General features: G+C 74.7%; 12 protein-coding genes. 10 read left to right on the top strand and 2 right to left on the bottom strand.

Annotated features, from left to right (window positions below; genetic code table 11):
• Window positions 1-43: 43 nt before the first annotated feature.
• The 5 genes from ACFVFR_RS04455 to gatB all read left to right on the top strand — a co-directional run bounded on the left by ACFVFR_RS04455 (window position 44) and on the right by gatB (window position 6,250).
• Window positions 44-2,206 (top strand): putative bifunctional diguanylate cyclase/phosphodiesterase, encoded by a 2,163-nt coding sequence (locus ACFVFR_RS04455; RefSeq protein ID WP_383697989.1) that lies wholly within the window; start codon window positions 44-46, stop codon window positions 2,204-2,206.
• Between the two features lie 360 nt (window positions 2,207-2,566).
• Entirely contained in the window at window positions 2,567-2,863 is a 297-nt protein-coding gene (gene gatC, locus ACFVFR_RS04450; protein WP_383697987.1) for an Asp-tRNA(Asn)/Glu-tRNA(Gln) amidotransferase subunit GatC, read from the top strand.
• Window positions 2,864-2,868: 5 nt separating this feature from the next.
• Complete coding sequence (gatA, locus tag ACFVFR_RS04445; RefSeq protein WP_383697985.1) at window positions 2,869-4,371, top strand: Asp-tRNA(Asn)/Glu-tRNA(Gln) amidotransferase subunit GatA; 1,503 nt, start codon at window positions 2,869-2,871, stop codon at window positions 4,369-4,371.
• A 112-nt stretch (window positions 4,372-4,483) separates the two neighbouring features.
• Window positions 4,484-4,726 (top strand): hypothetical protein, encoded by a 243-nt coding sequence (locus ACFVFR_RS04440; protein ID WP_383697984.1) that lies wholly within the window; start codon window positions 4,484-4,486, stop codon window positions 4,724-4,726.
• Between the two features lie 15 nt (window positions 4,727-4,741).
• Complete coding sequence (gene gatB, locus ACFVFR_RS04435; RefSeq protein WP_383697982.1) at window positions 4,742-6,250, top strand: Asp-tRNA(Asn)/Glu-tRNA(Gln) amidotransferase subunit GatB; 1,509 nt, start codon at window positions 4,742-4,744, stop codon at window positions 6,248-6,250.
• Between the two features lie 306 nt (window positions 6,251-6,556).
• Here the strand turns inward: gatB and ACFVFR_RS04430 are convergent, their stop codons facing one another.
• On the bottom strand, window positions 6,557-7,885 hold the full coding sequence (locus tag ACFVFR_RS04430; RefSeq protein WP_383697980.1) for a hypothetical protein: 1,329 nt from the start codon (window positions 7,883-7,885) through the stop codon (window positions 6,557-6,559).
• Between the two features lie 593 nt (window positions 7,886-8,478).
• Here ACFVFR_RS04430 and ACFVFR_RS04425 point away from each other — a divergent pair.
• Together ACFVFR_RS04425 and ACFVFR_RS04420 are read left to right on the top strand one after the other, a co-directional pair.
• A complete protein-coding gene (locus ACFVFR_RS04425; protein WP_383697979.1) occupies window positions 8,479-8,847 on the top strand; it encodes a MerR family transcriptional regulator in 369 nt (122 codons plus the stop codon).
• 1,414 nt (window positions 8,848-10,261) lie between these two features.
• Window positions 10,262-10,408: a hypothetical protein gene (locus ACFVFR_RS04420; protein ID WP_383697977.1), complete on the top strand. Its 147-nt coding sequence runs from the start codon at window positions 10,262-10,264 to the stop codon at window positions 10,406-10,408.
• 687 nt (window positions 10,409-11,095) lie between these two features.
• On the opposite strand, the gene ACFVFR_RS04415 is transcribed toward ACFVFR_RS04420, so the two are convergent.
• Entirely contained in the window at window positions 11,096-11,791 is a 696-nt protein-coding gene (locus ACFVFR_RS04415) for an SDR family NAD(P)-dependent oxidoreductase (RefSeq protein ID WP_383697975.1), read from the bottom strand.
• 1,149 nt (window positions 11,792-12,940) lie between these two features.
• Between ACFVFR_RS04415 and ACFVFR_RS04410 the strand changes: the two genes are divergently transcribed.
• The 3 genes from ACFVFR_RS04410 (at window position 12,941) to ACFVFR_RS04400 (ending at window position 19,386) form a co-directional block, all read left to right on the top strand.
• Window positions 12,941-15,193 (top strand): phosphocholine-specific phospholipase C, encoded by a 2,253-nt coding sequence (locus tag ACFVFR_RS04410; protein ID WP_383697973.1) that lies wholly within the window; start codon window positions 12,941-12,943, stop codon window positions 15,191-15,193.
• Window positions 15,194-15,466: 273 nt separating this feature from the next.
• Window positions 15,467-17,872 (top strand): MMPL family transporter, encoded by a 2,406-nt coding sequence (locus tag ACFVFR_RS04405; protein WP_383697971.1) that lies wholly within the window; start codon window positions 15,467-15,469, stop codon window positions 17,870-17,872.
• A gap of 104 nt (window positions 17,873-17,976) precedes the next feature.
• Window positions 17,977-19,386, top strand: coding sequence for an HD domain-containing protein (locus ACFVFR_RS04400; protein ID WP_383698069.1), 1,410 nt, complete (start codon window positions 17,977-17,979; stop codon window positions 19,384-19,386).
• Window positions 19,387-19,427 lie beyond the last annotated feature (41 nt).

Below are 19,427 nucleotides of genomic sequence, written 5' to 3'. Positions count from 1 at the left end.
GCCTGCCGTGGCGCGGGCACCGCCGGCTGTGAGAGGGACGGGTATGAAACCGACCGACAGCGCCGCCCCAGTGTCGCGGTTGTGCCGGATCGCTCTCCCCGGATTACCGGTAGCGGTCGTCGCGCTGGCCGCGATCGCGCTGGGCGTGGGCGTGTTCCGCGTGGTGCGCACCGACACCGCGCTCTTCCCCAGTGGCACCGTCGGCTGGTCGCTCGCCGTGCTCACCGGGGCGATCGTCGGCCATCTGGTCGCCCTCGGCCGGGACCGCTGGTGGGGCGGCACCGGCTCCGGTGCCGCCCTGACCCTGGCCGCGCTGTTGCTGTACGGCTGGCTGCCGGCGGTCGTCATCAGCCTGGCCGTCGTGGTCCTGGTCGGCGCGGCCCGGCGACACCGCTGGCGACAGGCCCTGTTGCACGGCGCCGTGGACATCCTCGGCATCGGCGCCGCCGGCCTGGCCCTCGCCGGACTCGGCACCATCCCCTCGGTCGAGCACCCCTGGCGCCCCGACGCGTGGAACCTCTACGTCATCCCGCCCATAGCCCTGGTCGCCTTCGCCTACCTCCTGGTGACCCGGGCCCTGCTCTGGTACACGATGGCGCCGCGCGGCGGGGGCCTGCGCACTGTCGTGCGCACCGCCATCGTCCGGCAGGCGCTGGTCGGCATCGCGCTGCTGGGCATCGCCCCGCTGATCGTCGTCGTCGGCGTCCACACCCCGATGCTGCTCCCGCTGTTCGCGGTGCCCCTCATCGCCCTCGACTCCACGCTGTGGATCGCCCGGGTCCGCGCCGAGGAGCAGCTCCGCGACCCGCTGACCGGGCTGCCCAACCGTCAGTGGCTGCTGGAGCGCACCTGGTCGGCGCTGGACGAGGCCGAGCGGGCCGGGACGCGGTCGGCCCTGGTGCTCATCGACCTCGACCGGTTCCGATCCGTCAACGACACCCTCGGCCACCTGGCCGGCGACCGGCTGCTGCTCCAGATCGCCGAGCGGCTGCGGCTGGCGCTGCCACGCGGCGCCGAGGTGGCCCGGCTCGGCGGTGACGAGTTCGCCGTACTGCTGCCCACCGCCGACTCCCTGACCAGTGCTCAGCGCGCCGCCCGCTCGCTGGTCGCCGCCCTCGGCTCGCCGCTCGACCTCGACGGGCTCACCCTCGTCCTGGAGGCCAGCGCCGGCGTCGCGGTCTTCCCCGACCACGCCATCGACGCCGAGGGCCTGCTGCGCCGGGCGGACGTGGCCATGTACCAGGCCAAGCGCGACCGCAGCGGCACGGAGGTCTACGAGGCGCGCCGCGACGGCAACACGCCCGACCGGCTCGGCCTCCTCGGCGACCTGCGCCGCGCCCTGGACGCGGGCGACGTCGAGCTGCACTACCAGCCCAAGGTCGGCTTCGACGGACATGTGGCCGGACTGGAGGCCCTGGTGCGCTGGGTGCACCCGGACCGGGGCAAGGTGCCGCCGGACGAGTTCATCGCCATGGCCGAGAGCTCGGGCCTGATGCCCAAGCTGACGGAGTACGTGCTGGAGACGGCGCTCGGCCAGGTCGCCGAGTGGCGGGCCGCCGGGCTCGACGTACCGGTCGCGGTCAACGTCTCCCCGCGCGACGTCCACACCCCCGGCTTCGCGGGCGCGGTCGCCGCCCGGCTGGCCCGGCACGGGGTGCCCCCCGGCGCGCTGCAACTGGAGATAACCGAGCACGTCCTGCTCGAGGACCCGCAGCGGGCCGCCGACACGATGGCCGGCCTGACCGGGCACGGCGTCAAGATGTCACTGGACGACTTCGGTACCGGGTACTCCTCGCTGGTGCACCTGCGCCGGTTGCCGGTGAGCGAGCTGAAGATCGACCGGTCCTTCGTGGCCCGGCTGGTCGTGGACAACGAGGACGCCGAGATCGTCCGCTGCACCCTGGACCTGGCGCACTCGCTGGGGCTGTTGGTCGTCGCGGAGGGCGTGGAGGACGACGAGACCTGGGAGCGGCTGCGCGACCTGGGCTGTGACGCGGTGCAGGGCTGGCTGGTGGCCGCGGCGATGCCGCCGGAGGAGACCACGGCCTGGCTCAAGCTCCGGGGCAAGAGCGGCTGGCACCGGGAGGTCGAGCGCGACCAGAGTGCGCGGGCGGCGGCGTCGGAGGCGTCGGTGCCCGCGCCGCCGACCGCGTGCGAGACCCCGGCGGCGGCGGTGGGCAAGGAAGCCGACCAGCCGGTGACATAGCTGCCGCGACGGCTGGTGCCGCAACGTTTTGCCTGAGGTGGGAGGGCTGCCGACAGCGGCCGGGCGGGCGCCTCGCGCGCCCGTCGCCGCGCGCCGCGCGCGCCCGGTGGCCCCGCGCGGGCGCGCGCTGGCCGACGGCGTGGTTCCGCCCGCCGAGGGCCCGCCGGCGACCTCGATCGGGCGGGCCGGGGGTGGCGTCGGAAAGCCCTTCGTCGGGCGCTGGCCGTGGCGCATAGGATTGGACGCGCATCACGACCTGACGTACGGGCCGCATCCGGCCACGTACCGCCCGGGTCCACGCCCGAGAACCAGCTCGTACATCCAGCCCGAACCCAAGCCAAGAACCCAGAGGATCGCTGCATGCCTGGCATCACGCGCGAGGAGGTCGCCCACCTCGCTCGGCTGTCGCGTCTTGAGTTGAAGGACGAAGAGCTCGACCACTTCGCCGAACAGCTCGACGTGATCATCGGCGCGGTCGCCCGCGTTTCCGATGTCGCCACCGAGGACGTCCCCCCGACCTCCCACCCGCTGCCGCTGACCAACGTCATGCGCGCGGACGAGGTCCGCCCGTCGCTGACCCCGGCGGAGGCGCTGTCCGGCGCCCCCGCGCAGGAGCAGCAGCGTTTCAAGGTGCCGCAGATTCTGGGGGAGGAGTGACCGCCGTGCCGGGTACCACTGACCTGACCAAGCTCACGGCGGCCGAGACCGCCGCCCGGATCGCCGCCGGCGAGGTGACCGCGGTCCAGGTGACCGAGGCCCACCTGGCGCGGATCGCCGCGATCGACGAGAAGGTGCACGCCTTCCTGCACGTGGACCGCGAGGGCGCGCTCGCCCAGGCCCGCGCCGTGGACGACAAGCGCGCCCGGGGCGAGAAGCTGGGCCCGCTGGCTGGCGTGCCACTGGCGCTGAAGGACATCTTCACCACCAAGGGCGTACCGACCACCGTCGGCTCCAAGATCCTCGAAGGGTGGATCCCGCCCTACGACGCGACGCTGACCCAGCGGCTGAAGGCCGCCGACGTGGTCATTCTCGGCAAGACCAACATGGACGAGTTCGCCATGGGCTCCTCCACCGAGAACAGCGCGTACGGCCCGACCGGCAACCCGTGGGACCTGACCCGCATCCCGGGCGGCTCCGGCGGCGGCTCCTCGGCCGCGCTCGCCTCCTACCAGGCCCCGCTGGCGATCGGCACGGACACCGGCGGCTCCATCCGCCAGCCCGCCGCCGTGACCGGCACGGTCGGCGTCAAGCCGACCTACGGCGCCGTCTCGCGGTACGGCATGGTCGCCTTCTCGTCCTCGCTGGACCAGGGCGGCCCCTGCGCCCGCACCGTCCTCGACGCGGCCCTGCTGCACGAGGTCATCGCCGGACACGACCCGCTCGACTCCACCTCCATCGACGCGCCGGTGCCATCGGTGGTGGCCGCCGCGCGCGAGGGTGACGTACGGGGCCTGCGGGTGGGCGTCGTCAAGGAGTTCAGGGGCGAGGGCTACCAGGCCGGGGTCATGCGGCGGTTCGACGAGTCCGTCGAGCTGCTGCGCGAGCTGGGCGCCGAGATCGTCGAGGTCTCCTGCCCGTCCTTCGACCGGGCGCTGGCCGCGTACTACCTGATCGCCCCGTCCGAGTGCTCCTCCAACCTGGCCCGCTTCGACGCCATGCGCTACGGCCTGCGCGTCGGCGACGACGGCACCCGCTCGGCCGAGGACGTCACCGCCCTGACCCGCGAGGCCGGCTTCGGCGACGAGGTCAAGCGGCGGATCATGCTCGGTACGTACGCCCTGTCCTCGGGCTACTACGACGCGTACTACGGCTCCGCGCAGAAGATCCGCACGCTCATCACGCGCGACTTCGAGCGGGCCTTCGCCTCGGTGGACGTGCTGGTCTCGCCGACGACGCCGACCACCGCCTTCCCGATCGGTGAGCGCGCGGACGATCCGCTGGCGATGTACCTGGCCGACCTGTGCACCATTCCGTCCAACCTGGCGGGTAACGCGGCGATGTCGCTGCCGTGCGGGCTCGCGCCCGAGGACGGCCTGCCGGTGGGCCTGCAGATCATCGCCCCGGCCATGGCCGACGACCGGCTCTACCGGGTGGGCGCCGCCGTCGAGGCGGCGTTCGTCGAGCGCTGGGGTCATCATCTGTTGGAGGAGGCGCCGTCGTTGTGAGCGCCGTCTCCGTGGTCCCTGTGAACGTCGCGCGTACGGCCACCGGGTCGCACCCGACCACGACATCCGCCCCGCCGCACCACGCGGGTCAGGAAGCGAAGAGGAGCAGCCTGTGAGTGGCAAGCTTGAGAAGGCCAAGGGGTTCAAGAAGTCGAAGCCCGGCCTCTACCTTTCCATCGGCACCACCCTGTTCGGCGCGGTGAGCGTCATCAAGCAGGGCAAGAAGGCCCGCTACGAGAACGACACGCTGCAGCTCGTGGACGCCGTGGTCTCCGCCGCCGCCATCGCCACCGGCGTCGCACTGCTCTTCCGCGAGCTCAAGCGGCTCGGCGACGACGACGTCCTGCTGGGCTGAGAGGGTTAGTTTTCCGTGACCGTCACTGAACTGGTGTCGTACGAGGACGCGCTGACCACCTACGACCCCGTGATGGGGCTTGAGGTGCACGTGGAACTCGGCACCAAGACCAAGATGTTCTGCGGGTGCTCGACGACGCTGGGCGCCGAGCCGAACGCGCAGACCTGCCCCACCTGCCTCGGCCTGCCCGGCTCGCTGCCGGTGGTCAACGCCGTCGGCGTCGAGTCCGCCGTCAAGATCGGCCTCGCGCTGCACTGCGAGATCGCCGAGTGGTGCCGATTCGCCCGGAAGAACTACTTCTATCCGGACATGCCGAAGAACTTCCAGACCTCGCAGTACGACGAGCCGATCGCCTTCAACGGCTACCTGGACGTCCAGCTGGAGGACGGGGAGGTCTTCCGCGTCGAGATCGAGCGCGCCCACATGGAGGAGGACACGGGCAAGTCCACCCACGTGGGTGGCGCCACCGGCCGCATCCACGGCGCCTCGCACTCCCTCCTGGACTACAACCGCGCCGGCATCCCGCTCATCGAGATCGTCACCAAGCCGATCGTCGGAGCGGGGGAGCGCGCGCCGGAGGTCGCCAGGGCGTACGTCGCCGAGCTGCGTGAGCTCATCAAGGCGCTCGGTGTCTCCGAGGCCCGCATGGAGATGGGCCAGATGCGCTGCGACGTCAACCTCTCGCTGCGCCTTCGGGGCGTCGAGAAGTTCGGCACGCGCTCGGAGACCAAGAACGTCAACTCGCTGCGCTCCGTCGAGCGGGCCGCGCGCTTCGAGATCCAGCGGCACGCGGCCGTCCTCGACGCCGGCGGCACGATCCTCCAGGAGACCCGCCACTTCCACGAGGAGGACGGGTCCACCACCTCCGGGCGGATCAAGGAGGAGGCCGAGGACTACCGGTACTTCCCCGAGCCCGACCTGGTGCCCGTGGCGCCGGCCCGGGAGTGGGTCGAGGAGCTGCGCGCGGGTCTGCCGGAGCTGCCGCGCGTGCGGCGCAACCGGCTGCGTGAGGAGTGGGGCATCTCCGAGCACGAGATGCAGTCGGTCCTCAACGCGGGCGTCATCGACCTGATCACCGCCACCATCGAGGCGGGCGCCGACGCGGCGTCGGCCCGCAAGTGGTGGATGGGCGAGCTGGCGCGGCGCGCCAACGAGGAGGGCGTCGACCCCACGGCGCTGGCCATCACCCCGGTCCAGGTCGCCCGGGTGGCGGCGCTGGTCGCCGAGGGCGCGCTCAACGACAAGCTGGCCCGCCAGGTCATCGAGGGCGTTCTCGCCGGCGAGGGCGACCCGGACACCGTCGTCGACCGGCGCGGCCTGAAGGTCGTCTCGGACGAGGGCGCGCTGGGCACCGCCGTGGACGAGGCCATCGCCGGCAACGCGGCCATCGCGGACAAGATTCGCGGTGGCAAGGTCGCCGCCGCCGGCGCGCTGGTCGGCGCGGTCATGAAGTCCACCCGTGGCCAGGCGGACGCGGCCCGGGTGCGCGAGCTGATCCTGGAGCGGCTCGGCGTGACGGAGTAGCGGTACGGGGCGTGACGGCTCAGCCCCCCCGGGGGGCCGGCCCGTCGCGCCCCGTACGCCACCGCGCCACCCACGGCGGCGGGTCCCCACGGGGCCCGCCGCCGCCGCGTGTCCGAGGGCGGCACGGTGCCTACAGGGCGCGGCATCACGGGATACGGGGCGCAGGCGGCAGGGGGGCGTGGCGCGTCGGCGCGGGGCGGGGCCCGCCCCGGAGGTGGCCTGGGGCGGGCGCCCCGCGCACCGGCCCGGCGGGGGCCCGAGGGCTACGCGCGTAGGCCACGTCGCCGAAGCGTCCCGCGCCCTCTGTCACGTCGTGCCGATGACGATGGCCAGCGGGCCGTTCCTGTCCGCCGGGTCGTCGGGCGCGCTGATGAGCTTCTGGCCCAGGTAGAGGTGTCCACGCGCGTAGTGCACCTGGCCGCCGGCTTCGAAGGACGCCTCGGTGTCCCGGCCGGCCGCGCCGTTGCGCAGCAGTTGCCGCTTGCGGTGCGTACGGGGGTCGACGCTCCAGACGGCGCCGCCGGCACCGCCCAGAGTGGTCTCCTGGTACGCGAGGACCGCGCCCTTCTCGTCCAGGCCCAGGACGCGCAGGTTGGCGTCGGCGGAGCCGGGCGTACGGCCGGACTCCTTGCCGGTGCGCAGGTCGAAGGCGACGACCTCGTTCATGGTCTCCGCCTCCACGTCCTGCTCCGTGGCCAGGAAGACCGCGTCGTGCGCCTTGCTCACCGCGACCTCGGCACAGCTCTCCACCACCGACGGCTGACAGTCGATCTCGTACCGGTCGTCGCCCATCTCGACCGCGCCGCGCAGCGTGCCCCGGGTGCCGCTGTCGTCGACGGCCAGCAGGTCGGTGACGCCCGTCGACTGTTTGCGCTCGTCCTCGACGGCGAGGACGAGCGGGTCGGTCGAGACCACGTGCAGGTACTCGACGCCCGTCTGCATCGAGTAGGTGGACTTCGCCTTCCGCGTCCTCGGGTCCAGGCTCTGGACGTCGACGTCGGGGCTGGCGATGTCCCCGCAGCGGCGCACCGCGACCAGCCTGGGGCCGCCGCCGTAGCCGACGTCGCGGCAGTCCGCGTCCTCTGCCGGCTTCCACAGTGCGGTGCCGTCCACCGACCAGGCGGCACCACCGTCGGAGCCGCCGGCCGCGATGGTGCCGCCGCCCATGGTCACCTCGTCGAACATCACCCGCGACCCGTACTCGCCGGTGACCTCGTGCTGCCACCGCAGCTCGCCCTTGCGCAGGTCGAGCAGGCCGACCTGGGTGCAGACCGGGTTGTCCGCGTCCGTGTCACGGAACAGCACCGGCGTCAGACCGTCCGCGCTGATGTGGGGCGTGGTCCAACAGAGTTCGCCGTCCAGGGGTATTTCCCATTGCGCCGTGCCGCCCGCGCGTGGATATCCGGTGACCTTGTTGACGCCCGCCTTCACGAAATTACGGTCGGTCGTCCACATGCCCTCCACCATGATCGGGTCTTTCCCCACCTTGGGTGTCGGAATCTCGTGCAGAATGCGCGCCTCGGGTGGCTCTTTCGTGCCGGAGTCGCCCGCCGACTCATCGCCGGACACGGCGAACCAGATGCCGCCGGCCACCACCAGGGCCGCGGCGGCCACCCCGGCGACGAGCGCGGGCACGCGGTTCTTCCGGCGCCGGCGATCGCCGCGCCCCGCACCGCGCCCGGCACTCTGGTGCGGTCCGTCTCCGGGGACAACACTCGCCCCAGTGATGCCACTTGGGGCCTGGTGACCCGCTCCGGCGGGGTGCGCGCCCGCGCCCGGGTAGGGCGGTACGCCGCCGCCCGCGCCGCCCGGCGTGTCGACGCCCGGGTGGGGCGGGGGCGGGTAGCCGTAGCCGCCGGGGGGCGGCTGGTTCGGGGGCGGGCCCGGAGGGAGAGGAGGCGGCTGGGTCATGGAATTCCCTTGTGCCGGGCGCCGGTGAACCGTCCGCTTTCCCCCGCGATCCGGGGGTTATATCCCCCAGAAAAGAAACGAATCGGAAAATGGCGCCCGTGATGTGCGAGTCAACTGGCAGGGCAATTGCGGGAGTTATTTCTATCACCCGTCGCGGTGGCGATTCGGGCGCCCCGACCACGCGGAGCGGAGAAGCGGTCGGCGCGCCCGGAAGCTGACCCCGACGCTGACGACGACCTTTTAGCCTCCCTCCATGACGAAGGAGACCCGGATGCGGATCGGGGAACTGGCCCAACGCGCCGGCGTCACCCCCCGCGATGCGCTACTACGAGCAGCGGGGTCTGCTCGCACCCGAACGGGCCGCCAACGGGTACCGGCAGTACGGCGCCCTCGACGGCGTCCGAGCCGCCAACCCGCGCGAGCTGCTGGGCGCGGGCCTGACCGTCGAGGACGTTCGCCCCGCCCTGGGGCGGGAGTGCCTGGACGTGCCGCCGCGGGCGAGCACGGTGTGCGACGCGCGGTTGCGCGCGGCCACCGAGCGACTGGCCATCCTGGACGCCCGTACCGCGGCCCCACACGGCCTCCGCGACCGGCTGGCCCACCACGTCGACGAGGCCCGCTCGTCGACCACGGTGCCGCCGCCGGGTCCCGGCCATCCCACCATCGGGCACTCCGCCGCCCCGTAGGCCGTCGCCGAGCGCACCGTGTCGGCGTCGCGGGCGGCGGCGGGGGCTCGTCCGGTACGACACGGCCCTGCGGGTCGCGGATCGCCCGGGCGGCACGGAGGCAGCCCTGACGGCCGACACCGCCGTGTGGGCCGGGCGCGCGGGGGCGGGGGTGCGCGGGTGTGGGGGTCACGCCGATCAGCCGAGTCCTCCCGCTGGCGCCGGCCGCGTTCGCGGTCGGTACCGACGGCATGGCCATCGCCGGCGTGTTGCCCGACATCGCCGCCGACCGGCACGTCAGCGAGGCCGACGCGGGGCAGTCGCGTCGCCGCGTTCGCCCGCACCTACGGCATCGGCACCCCCGTCGTCGCCGTCCTGAGTCGCGCCGTGCTCGCGGCGGGGCGTGCCGCTGGGCGGGCTCGCCGCGTTCGTCGCGCTCAGTCTGGTGGCCTCCGTGGCGCCACCGTACGGGGTGCTGCTGGCGCTACGGGTGTCGGCCGCACCCGCCGCCGCCACGATCGCACCGGCCGCGCTGGCGATCGCCGCGACCACCGCCCCCGCCCGCCAGCGCGGCCGGTACCTGGCTCGGTCTGGTCATCGCGGGTCTGGCCGTCTCCCCGGCGGCGGCCGCACCGCTGGGCACCCGGATCGGCGGTCACCACGGCTGGCGGGCCACGATGCTCTTCGTCGCGGGGCCCGAGGCACTCGCCTGGTGCGGCGCGTCGGCCACGCCTGACGCGAGGTCGGCGGGGGGTGCCACGGGGGGCGGCGGTGGGAGGCGTCCCGCCGCCGACGGCCGCCACGGGAACGGAGCCGCGTGACGGGGCGCTCGCCACGGCACAGGCCGCTGGCGCGGGAAAGCCGGGGGACGGGGCGGCTGTCGCCGGGCCGGCCGTTGAAGCGGGGCCGCCTGGCGGGTGGAACGGGGTCGGCGCGAGGGCGCGTACGGGGTCGACGAGGCCGGGGCGAGGCGAGTGTGGGGGCGGGTGGTGCGGGGGCGGTTGTCCCTGGGGGCGGTGTACGGGGGGCGGTGGTGCGGGGTCGGCCGCCGCTGGGGCGCGGTCGTACGGCGGTGCGGGTGATGCCGGCTCGGGGCCGTGTGGGGGAGTAGGCGCGGGCGGGTTCGTCGCGGCGGGGGATGCCACGGTCGGGCCGCGTGCTGCGACGGACGGGGCAGAGTCGGAGCGGGGCAGAGGCGGAACGGGGCGGTGGGGCCGCGGGGGTGGTTGGCGGCCACGCGGCGGCGCCCCGTACTCGGCCTGGTGCGCGTGCCCGCCATCGCGGTTGCCGCGTCGGGCGGCATAGTGCGGAGGACGTACGTCTTCCCGGTGCTGCGTGCGGCCGAACGGGGCACCGGCCCCGACGATGTCGCCCTCACGTTCATGGGGTGCGCGGGCGCCGTCGCCGCCTGGCTCGGCGGACGCGGGGGCGACATGTGTGGCCCGCGCCCCCGCTGATCGCCGCCGAACTCGGGCACGGCGTCGCACCGCTCGTCGTCGCCGCACAGGTCTGGACCGGTGATGTGCCGTACGTCGCGCTGGTCGCGTGCGTGATGCTGGCCGCCCTCTTCACGGGGCGCTGACCTCGCCGCTCCAGCTCCTGCTGCTCAGTCTTGGCGCCGGAGGCCGGTACGGAGGCGCTGGCGTCGCAGACCAGTGCGCTGTTCGTCGGGACGTCGGTGGGCGGCGTGCTCGGCGGACTGCTGCTGGCCACGGGACTGCGGCGGCGATACCCCTGGTGGGGGGCGCGGTTCGCGGGCCTCGCGCCGCTGCCGCGCCGGCGAACGATCTAAGGGGCTCGACTCCCGGGCTCGGCTCGACTCCCGGGCCCGGGCCGGCCGCTCCGTGGGGCCCGCTGGATCGCCCCGTACGGAGGGCCGCCGGGTCGGCGCCTGGCGACGCCCCCGCCCACCGTGGTGCCTCGGCGCTCGGGGGCGCCTCACCTCGCGGCACCCTTCCGGCGTTTGGCCAGGCCCCGACTGGTCGCGCCCTGGCTGGTGGTCGCGCCCCGACGGGGTGAGGCGCGGCTCCCGGGCGGGGCGCGGCGTGCTCGTCGACGGGTGTCGGCCTCGGACAGGGCAGGCGGGCGTCGGGCGGGCGTCGGGTGTACGGAGCCGGTGTGCGGGGCCGGAGGGGGCCGGCCGCTCGCCCCCTGCGGCCCCGCTGTCTGGCCCGTGGCTCTGGCTCGTGGCTTGGCTCGTGCTGGACGTGCGGCCAGCGTGCCGTCCGCGTCGTGAACGCGGGGGCCGCCATATGAGGGTGCCGCGATGTCAGGCGACGGGGTCTCCGGCGAACAGGACGTCGCGTTCCCACGCGGCGCGCGGCTGGGTGTGCAGCCGCCAGTAGTGCTCGGCTATGGCGTCCGGGTCGAACGCCGTGCCCGGGGCTACGGGCCCGTCCACGGTCACGGCCGCCACGTGGACGCCGGCCGGCCCGTACTCCTGGTCGAGCAGCGAGACCAGCGCGCGGACGCCGGCCTTGCCGAGGGAGAGGCTGACGAACTCCCGCACCGTCTGCGGCATGCCGCTGGTGACCAGGAAGGTGCCGCTGCCGCGCCGGGCCATCCCCGGCGCCACGTGGGCGGCGGCCGTGTGCGCGCCCACCACGTTGACGGCCCAGGCGTCCAGGTGGGCCCGCGCGTCCAGTTCGCCGACGCGGTCGGAGCGGACGACCGCGGCGTTGTAGACCACGACGTCCGGCGGCCCGAACCGGTCAGCCGCCGCGTCGAGCGCGGCCCGCAGCGCCGCCTCGTCGGTGACGTCCGCGATCAACGCGGCGACGGAGGCACCCGGTCGCGCTCCGTCGCCGGCCGCCGCGTCGGCCACGGGCTGGACCTCTCGCGCCACCTCGTCCAGTGTCCGCCGGGACCGCGCGACGAGCGCGACGGGCAGTCCCTCGCGTGCGAACCGCCGCGCGACGGCCTGTCCGATTCCCGGCCCCGCTCCGATGACGACCGCTCCAGGCATGGCTCGACTCCGTTCCCTCAAGATCACGTACGGCGCGATGCTAGGGGTTGCCATGGATGTGAAGGTCAAGCGCGGGCCTGACCGGGCGGGCCCCCGGCCAGGCCGGTCGAGAGGGTGCGCGCCGGACGAACCGGGCCCCGTACAGGGCCCCGCATCGTCGGGGCACTCGGCCGGAGCGGCCGAGCCCCAACGGCGACGCGCCGGGGCCGCCCCACGCCCCACGCGGGCCCTGCCTCTCCGGACCGTCCTCCCCGCAGAGTGCCGCACCCCGTTCAGGCGGGCCCCGTGTGACTCCGTGCCCCTGTCCGGACCGCGCCCGCGCCTGCGCCGCGCCCGCGCGTGGCTCCGCGCCCCCGCGTGGCGCCATGCTCGTGCGGACCGCGCCCCGTGGGGCTCCGTGCCCGCGTCCGGGCCGTGCCCACGCGTCGCACCGCGCCTGGCCGCTCCGTAGCCCCGCGACGGAGAACCTGACGCCCCGTCATCCGAGCCGGGGTTCCGTCGGCATCCGAGGCACACGCTCCACCGCGGAGAGGCTCGCCCTACCGCACAGAGCTCGCCCCGTTGCTCCGTGCTCCGTGCCCCGTGCCCCGTGCCCCGTGCCCCGTGCCCCGTGCGAGCGTTCCGCATCGCCGCCCCGCGCGGGCACGCCTTCGCGCGGCTTCGGGGTGCGGCGTCTGTCACCCGCGCTCCGTAGGGCCGCCTGCCCCGTGAGGGCCGTCGCCCCGTGGGGGCCGCCCGCTCCGTGCGGGACCCGCCGGCCGGCGGCCCGTGCGGGCCCGTTGGGTCTCATGCCTGGCGCCTGATGCCTGGTGCCGCGTACGGGTTCCGAAGCTCCGTAGCCCGACGTTCGGACCTCCACGGCCGGGCACGGGGCCCGCCCCGCCGTCGCCCCGTGCCCCACGCGAGCGCGCCGCCCGCCCCGGCGTTCCGCACGGGCTCCACCGCCCCGTTCCCCGGGCGGTGGGTCGGCCCCGTGGATGCGTACGCGGCCCCGGTGGGACGGGGTGAGGGGCTCGGGCGTGACTGTGCCCCGTTCACCGGTGCGCCACTTCGCTACCTCCCGCCTGCCATGCGGCTGGAGTACGGTCCCCACCGTACGTTGCCAATGGTGCGAAGGCGGACCATTGACCGCTGATCAGGAGGAAGAGCGTGGCATCGGAGATATCTCGCAGGCGGGCGCTGGCACTTGGGGCGGGCGGGGCGGGGCTCGCCGCGGCGGGTTCGCTGCTGCCGCCCTCGCTCCAGGAGGCGCTGGCCGCCCAGGGCGCGGAGCGCCACCGTGGTGACGGGCTGCACGACATCCGGCACGTCGTGGTGCTGATGCAGGAGAACCGCTCCTTCGACCACTACTTCGGCATGCTGCGCGGCGTGCGCGGCTTCGGCGACCGCAACGCCATCGAACTGCCCCGTGGCGGCAACGTCTTCGAGCAGCCCGGCGCACTCGGCGTCGGCACCGTGCTGCCGTTCGGCGTGCGTGGCGCGGCGGCGGCGCAGCGGAAGGAGCTCCAGTACATCGGGGACCTCGACCACAGCTGGCAGGGCGGCGCGAAGGCGTGGCACGACGGCTGGATGGACCGCTGGGTCACCGCGAAGACCGCCGCGACGATGGCGTACTACGACCGGTCGGACATCCCGCTGCACTACGAACTCGCCGACACGTTCACCGTCTGCGACGCGTACCACTCCTCCATCCACTCCTCGACCAGCCCCAACCGCAACCACCTCGTCAGCGGGTGGACCGGCTTCGAGCCGAGCGGGGCGCGCGCGGTGGGCAACGACGCGTACGCCGAGGACACCCACCCCGGCTACGCCTGGCCCACCTACGCCGAGCGACTGGAGAAGGCCGGCCACTCCTGGCGCGTCTACCAGGAGTGGGACAACTTCACCGACAACAACCTGGAGTTCTACGCGAGCTTCAAGGCGGTCGCGCGCAAGGCCCTGGCCAAGGTCGAGGGCGTGCGGAACATGACCGCCTACTACGACAGGCTCGCCGCCGCGGACGAGGCCGGCCGCACCCGGCTCCGCGCACTCCTCGACGAGGGCCTCACGGCGCTGGGGGCGAGGGAGCGGAGCCTGTTCGAGCGCGCCCTGCGGCGCGGCGAGCCGGGCACGACGGCCACCGCCTTCGCCGCCGACGTCGCCGCCGGCAAGCTGCCCGAGGTCTCCTACATCGTGCCCTCGGCCGCCGACTCCGAGCACCCGGGCGCCTCCTCACCGGTCGCCAGCGCCACCCTCGTCTACAAGGTGCTCGACGCTCTCGGCAAGAACCCCGACGTGTGGCGGCACACCGCGCTCTTCCTCACCTACGACGAGAACGACGGCTTCTACGACCACGTGCCGCCGCCCGTTCCGCCCGCGGGGACGGACGGCGAGTTCTGGCAGGGGCAGCCGACCGGGCTGGGCATCCGGGTGCCGATGCTGGTGATCTCGCCGTGGACGGTGGGCGGCTACGCCTGCTCGGAGGTCTTCGACCACACCTCCATCGTCCGCTTCATGGAGCGCTGGCTGGGCGTGCGCGAGCCCAACATCGGCGCGTGGCGCCGCACCGTGTGCGGCGACCTCACGTCCGCGTTCGACTTCTCGCGCCGCCGCAGGCTGCCCCAGGTGGAGCGGCCGGGCCCGATCCCGCCCTTCGACGGGCGCTGGCGTCCCCAGCCCCCGGCGGACCAGCGCCTGCCCGAACCGGAGCGCGGCACCCGCCCCGCCCGCCCGCTGCCGTACGGGCCGGACGCGGACGGGCGGCTGGACGCCGGGGCGGCCGTCTTCCGGCTCGCGCTACGCAACGCCGGCCGCTCCAGCGCGCACCTGGCGCTGTACCCGTACGCCGACGAGTACGCGACGCCCCAGCACCGCGACGTGCCCGGCACGGGGCGCCACCACGGGGCGTACGGGGCGGACACGGAGCACGGGGCCGCGCCGGACGGGGCCGACGCGGCGTACGCCCCGGACCCCGAGGACGGGGCCCAGGCCGCCGTGGGCACGGAGCCCACACGGGGCGGACACGGCGCGGAGCGGACCTGGAACGTGCCGATCAAGAACGGCGCGTACCGCTTCACCCTCACCGGGCCCGGCGGCTTCCGCCGTGAGTTCGCCGGCAGCGCCCGTGGCGCGGCGGCGGCCACCGTGGTCCGCAGCCGGATCGACGAGCGGCGCCGCGAACTGCACCTGTCCCTCCACAACGCCGGTGACACCCCGCTGACCTTCACCCTCAAGCCGCTGGCGTACGCGAGGACCGCGCCGCGCACCGTCACACTGGCCCCGGGCCGTACGCGCACCCTGCCGTTCCCGACGGGCGGCGCGCACGGCTGGTACGACCTGGCGCTGACCGTCGCGGAGGACGAGACCTTCCAGCGCCGTCTGATGGGTCACATCGAGAACGGGGCGGAGTCGGTGACGGGCTGACCCGTGCCGAGCCGGGCGCGCCGAGCCGGGCGCCGGCGACGAGAGGGGAACGGCCCCCTCCGGGCCGGCGCCAACCGCTCATCCCGGGTCGTATGTGGGGTAACCCACAAAGCGGTCAAAGGATCTCCGTGGGCTGCCAGAGTGCAGCGCAGGACCCGCCGCTCCTTCGTCGGCAGGCGGCGGGTCCGGTGCCCACCCGTTCCTCCGCGCGCGCTTCCCGGCCCCGGCTCCCCGGCGGTGAGCGGTGCACAAACCGGAAGCGACCCGCACTCCATGGCCGCACTCGCCCGGTGGTGCCTCAGACGCCGCCTCGTCGTCATCGTGTTGTGGCTGGCCGTCCTCGCGGGCACCGGCGCCGCCGCCGCCGTGACGGGCGCCGCGTACTCCAACGACTACGACGTGCCCGGCACCGAGTCGGCCAAGGCCACCGCCCTGGCCGCGCGGGCGTTCCCCGACCAGGCGGGCGACAGCGACCGCGTCGTGTGGCACACCGACACGGGGCGCGAACCGGTCGACTCCGCCGGCGTCGAGGCCAGGATGGGCCGCGCGCTGGAGCGCATCGCCGACCTGCCCGGCGTGGCCGCGGTGGGCAGCCCCTACACGGAGCCGAACGGGGCGCGGCAGATCAGCCCCGACGGGCACACCGCGTACGCCACCGTCACCTTCGATCGGCCCGCCGACGACCTGCCGGCGAGCCAGGCGCGCGCCGTCGTGACCGAGGCCAGGGCCGCCGCGGGTGACGGGCTCCGGGTCGAGGCCGGGGGCAGCGCCATCGCGCTCACCGAGAAGGCCGACACCCACCTCAGCGAGCTCATCGGCATCGCCGTGGCCGCCGTGGTGCTCTTCGTCGCCTTCGGCTCGCTCGCCGCCAGCCTGCTGCCGATCGTCACGGCCGTGGTCGCGGTGGGCACCGCCACGCTGGGCATCACCCTGCTCGGACACGTCATGACCGTCGCCGACTTCGCGCCCATGCTGGGCATGCTCATCGGCCTCGGCGTGGGCATCGACTACGCGCTGTTCATCGTCACCCGACACCGCACGGGCCTCAGGTCCGGACTGTCCGTGCACGAGGCCGCCGAGCGCGCCGTGGCCACCACGGGGCGCGCCGTCGTCTTCGCCGGCGGCACCGTCTGCGTCGCCCTGCTCGGCATGCTGATCCTGCGACTGAGCTTCCTGAACGGCGTCGCCATCGCCGCGTCGCTGACCGTGGTACTCACCGTCGCCGCGTCGGTCACACTGCTGCCCGCACTGCTCGGCGTCATCGGGCCCCGCGCGCTCAGCCGCCGCGAACGGCGCCGGCTCGCGACGGGCGTGCGCCGGCCCGCGCCCCAGACCGGGCTCGCCGCCCGCTGGTCCGGGTTCGTCGAGCGCCACCCCCGGCTGCTCGGCGGCCTGGCCGCCGCCGTCATGCTCGTCCTGGCCCTGCCCACCCTCTCGCTCCACCTGGGCACCTCCGACCAGGGCAACAACCCGCTGACCTCGACCACGCGGCAGGCGTACGACCTCATCGCCGGAGACGGGGCGGGCCGGGACGGGGCGGACCCGGGCGCGGCCGACGGCCGTGACGACGCGGCCCCCGGTGCCGGGAGCGGATTCGGGCCCGGCACCAACGGGCCCCTGACCCTGGTCGCCCACCTCGACGGGGCCGCCGACCGGGTGGCCCTCAACCGGCTGGAGGACACCCTCCGGCACACCGACGGCATCGCCTCCGTCCAGGGCCCGGCCGACGCCGACAGGGCCACCCCCAGCAGCGGTGACACCGGCGTGATCACCGTCATCCCCACCACGTCCCCGCAGTCCCAGCAGACCAGCGAACTGGTCGACCGGCTCCGTGGCGAGGTGATCCCGGCGGCCGAACGCGGTACCTCGCTGGAGGTCCACGTCGGTGGCCTGACCGCCAGCTACGACGACTTCGCCGAGGTCATCGTCGGCAAGCTGCCGCTGTTCGTGGGGGTCGTGGTGGGGCTCGGCTGCCTGCTGCTCCTGCTGGCCTTCCGAAGCGTCGGCATCCCCGTCAAGGCCGCCGTCATGAACATCGCAGCCGTCGCCTCCTCCTTCGGCGTCATCGTCGCCGTCTTCCAGTGGGGCTGGGGCAGCGAGTTCCTGGGCCTGGGCAGCGCCGGCCCGATCGAACCCTTCCTGCCCGTGATCATGATCTCCGTGCTGTTCGGTCTGTCGATGGACTACCAGGTGTTCCTGGTGAGCCGGATGTACGAGGAGTGGCGGGAAACCGGCGACAACTGCCGCGCCGTGCGCGTCGGACTGGCCGAAACCAGCCGGGTCATCAACTCGGCCGCCATCATCATGATCGCCGTCTTCGCCGCCTTCGTCCTCAGTGGTGACCGCATCATCGCCATGTTCGGCATCGGCCTGGCCGTCGCCGTCGCGTTGGACGCGTTCGTGTTGCGCACGCTCCTGGTCCCGGCCCTGATGCATCTGCTGGGCGGCGCCAACTGGTGGCTGCCCGGCTGGCTCGACCGCTGGCTGCCCCGGCTCAGCATCGAACCACCGGAGCGAGCCGCCCCACCCGACCCGGTGGAGCCCGCCACCACGTCGAGGGAACCCGCCCTGGCCGGCGTCACCGGCATACCGCGGGCGGCCCCCGGCCCCGAGCGCCTGCCGAGGCCGCGTGGACGGGACGGGGCGAAGGACGCGCCACGTGACCCGGCCGCGCGCTAGCCCGGCCCCACGTCCGCTGTCGCGTCCCCACCGCCCCGTACCGTGCCGCCGCGTCGCCCCGTGCTCCGTCGCTCCGTGTCTCGACGCCTCGTGCCCCGTGCCCCGTGCCTCGTCGCCCCCTGACGGGCCGACGGAGCTGCCCAGAGCGGGCCCGATGGACAGCCCCGTCGGCTCTGCCAGCCGCGTCAGCCCCGTCGACCGGACCTCGTCGCCGGGTTCGGGCGACACCGCCGCGCGGGCCACGCGGACCAACGGGGCGGGCCTGTCCCCGGTCCTCACCGACCCGTTGTGGCGCGTGCCCGTCCGCCTCAACCCGGTGGAAGTGGACGTGTGCGCACGGCGCCGCTGCGGCGCCTGCCCGCCGTCGCCCACGCCGGCGCCTCGACGCTCAGCACCCTCCACTCGTACTCGCGGTGGGACACACCCTCGGGGTGCTCGCGCTGGTTGCGCACTTCCGCCCCGACGACGAGGCCCTGCGAGCCGCGGCACTCCTGCACGACGTCGGACACCCGCCGCTCAGCCACACCGCCGAGGGCCTGGCCGGCCTCGACCACCACACCATCGGCGCGCGGCCGCTCCGCGCCGAGCCCCCCGCGCTCCGTCCTGGCCGAGCACGCGGTCCCCGTCGAGGCGATCCTCGCCGCGCTCGCCGCGTGGTCGCCCTCCCCGCTGAGCGACCGCACCGGCCTGCTCCACCTGGACCACCTCGACCCGTACGCGCGCAACGGCCGCGCCGTCGGGCACCTCGCGACCGACCCGGCCGCCCTGTGGGGCCGGCTCACCCTGCGGGGGGCCGCGCCCTCCACCGACCGCGAGGGCGCCGCCGTGCTCGGGGACCTGGTCCGCGCCGAGGCCCGGCCGCACACCTCGCGGGACAACGTGGGCCCGGCCTCGGTGGTCCGGCGACTGGCCGGCCGGCTCCTGGACAGCACCCCGTTCACCCCCGCCGAACTGGCGCGGATGACGGACGCGGACCTGTGGTCCGCGCTCGACGCCTGCCCCGCCACGCGCGCGGACGCCGCCATGATCCGCGACGAACCACACCGCCTACGGGGTCACGACCGACCCCGCCCCCGGCGCCAGTCCGGGAGGGGACTTCTCGCCACGCAAGGTCTACAGCTCCGCCCCGTTGGTGGCGGGGGAGCGGATCGAGACCGCCGCGCCCGAGCTGGCGGCCGAGTTGGCCGCCCTGCGCTCGCCGCCCACCACGTTCCACCTCTGGTGGAGCTGAGCGCCGCGCCCGGCGCCCACGCCGACGGAGCGGACCCCGCCGCCCCGTAACCCCCGTTCCACCCCTCCCCTCCCTCGGCCCGCCGCCCCCCCCCGCACGTCCCGGCCCCGCCCCGCGCGCCCCGCTCGGTAACCTCTTCCGGCCCGTACGCCCCGCCCCGTACGCCCCGCCCCGCCCGCACGGCTGCGCCCCGGTCCTACCGGCCGCCCCGGCCCGGGACCTCAGGCCGCCCGGGGCCGCCTCGGACCAGCGGACTACGCCGCTCCTCGGTCCGCGGGCGTAGGTGCCCTAGGTCGTGGGGTACGCCCCGCTCCGTGGCCGCCG

This window comes from Streptomyces sp. NPDC057702 (genome assembly GCF_042799315.1).
Taxonomy (GTDB): Bacteria; Actinomycetota; Actinomycetes; order Streptomycetales; family Streptomycetaceae; genus Streptomyces.
This window is presented reverse-complemented; position numbering and strand designations above follow the sequence as displayed.

Excerpts from the sequence above, each read along its gene's own strand:
- ACFVFR_RS04425 (WP_383697979.1), top strand. The coding sequence starts at position 8,479 with ATGCGCTACTACGAGCAGCGGGGTCTGCTCGCACCCGAACGGGCCGCC.
- ACFVFR_RS04455 (WP_383697989.1), top strand. The coding sequence starts at position 44 with ATGAAACCGACCGACAGCGCCGCCCCAGTGTCGCGGTTGTGCCGGATC.
- ACFVFR_RS04405 (WP_383697971.1), top strand. The coding sequence starts at position 15,467 with ATGGCCGCACTCGCCCGGTGGTGCCTCAGACGCCGCCTCGTCGTCATC.
- gatC (WP_383697987.1), top strand. The coding sequence starts at position 2,567 with ATGCCTGGCATCACGCGCGAGGAGGTCGCCCACCTCGCTCGGCTGTCG.
- ACFVFR_RS04415 (WP_383697975.1), bottom strand. The coding sequence starts at position 11,791 with ATGCCTGGAGCGGTCGTCATCGGAGCGGGGCCGGGAATCGGACAGGCC.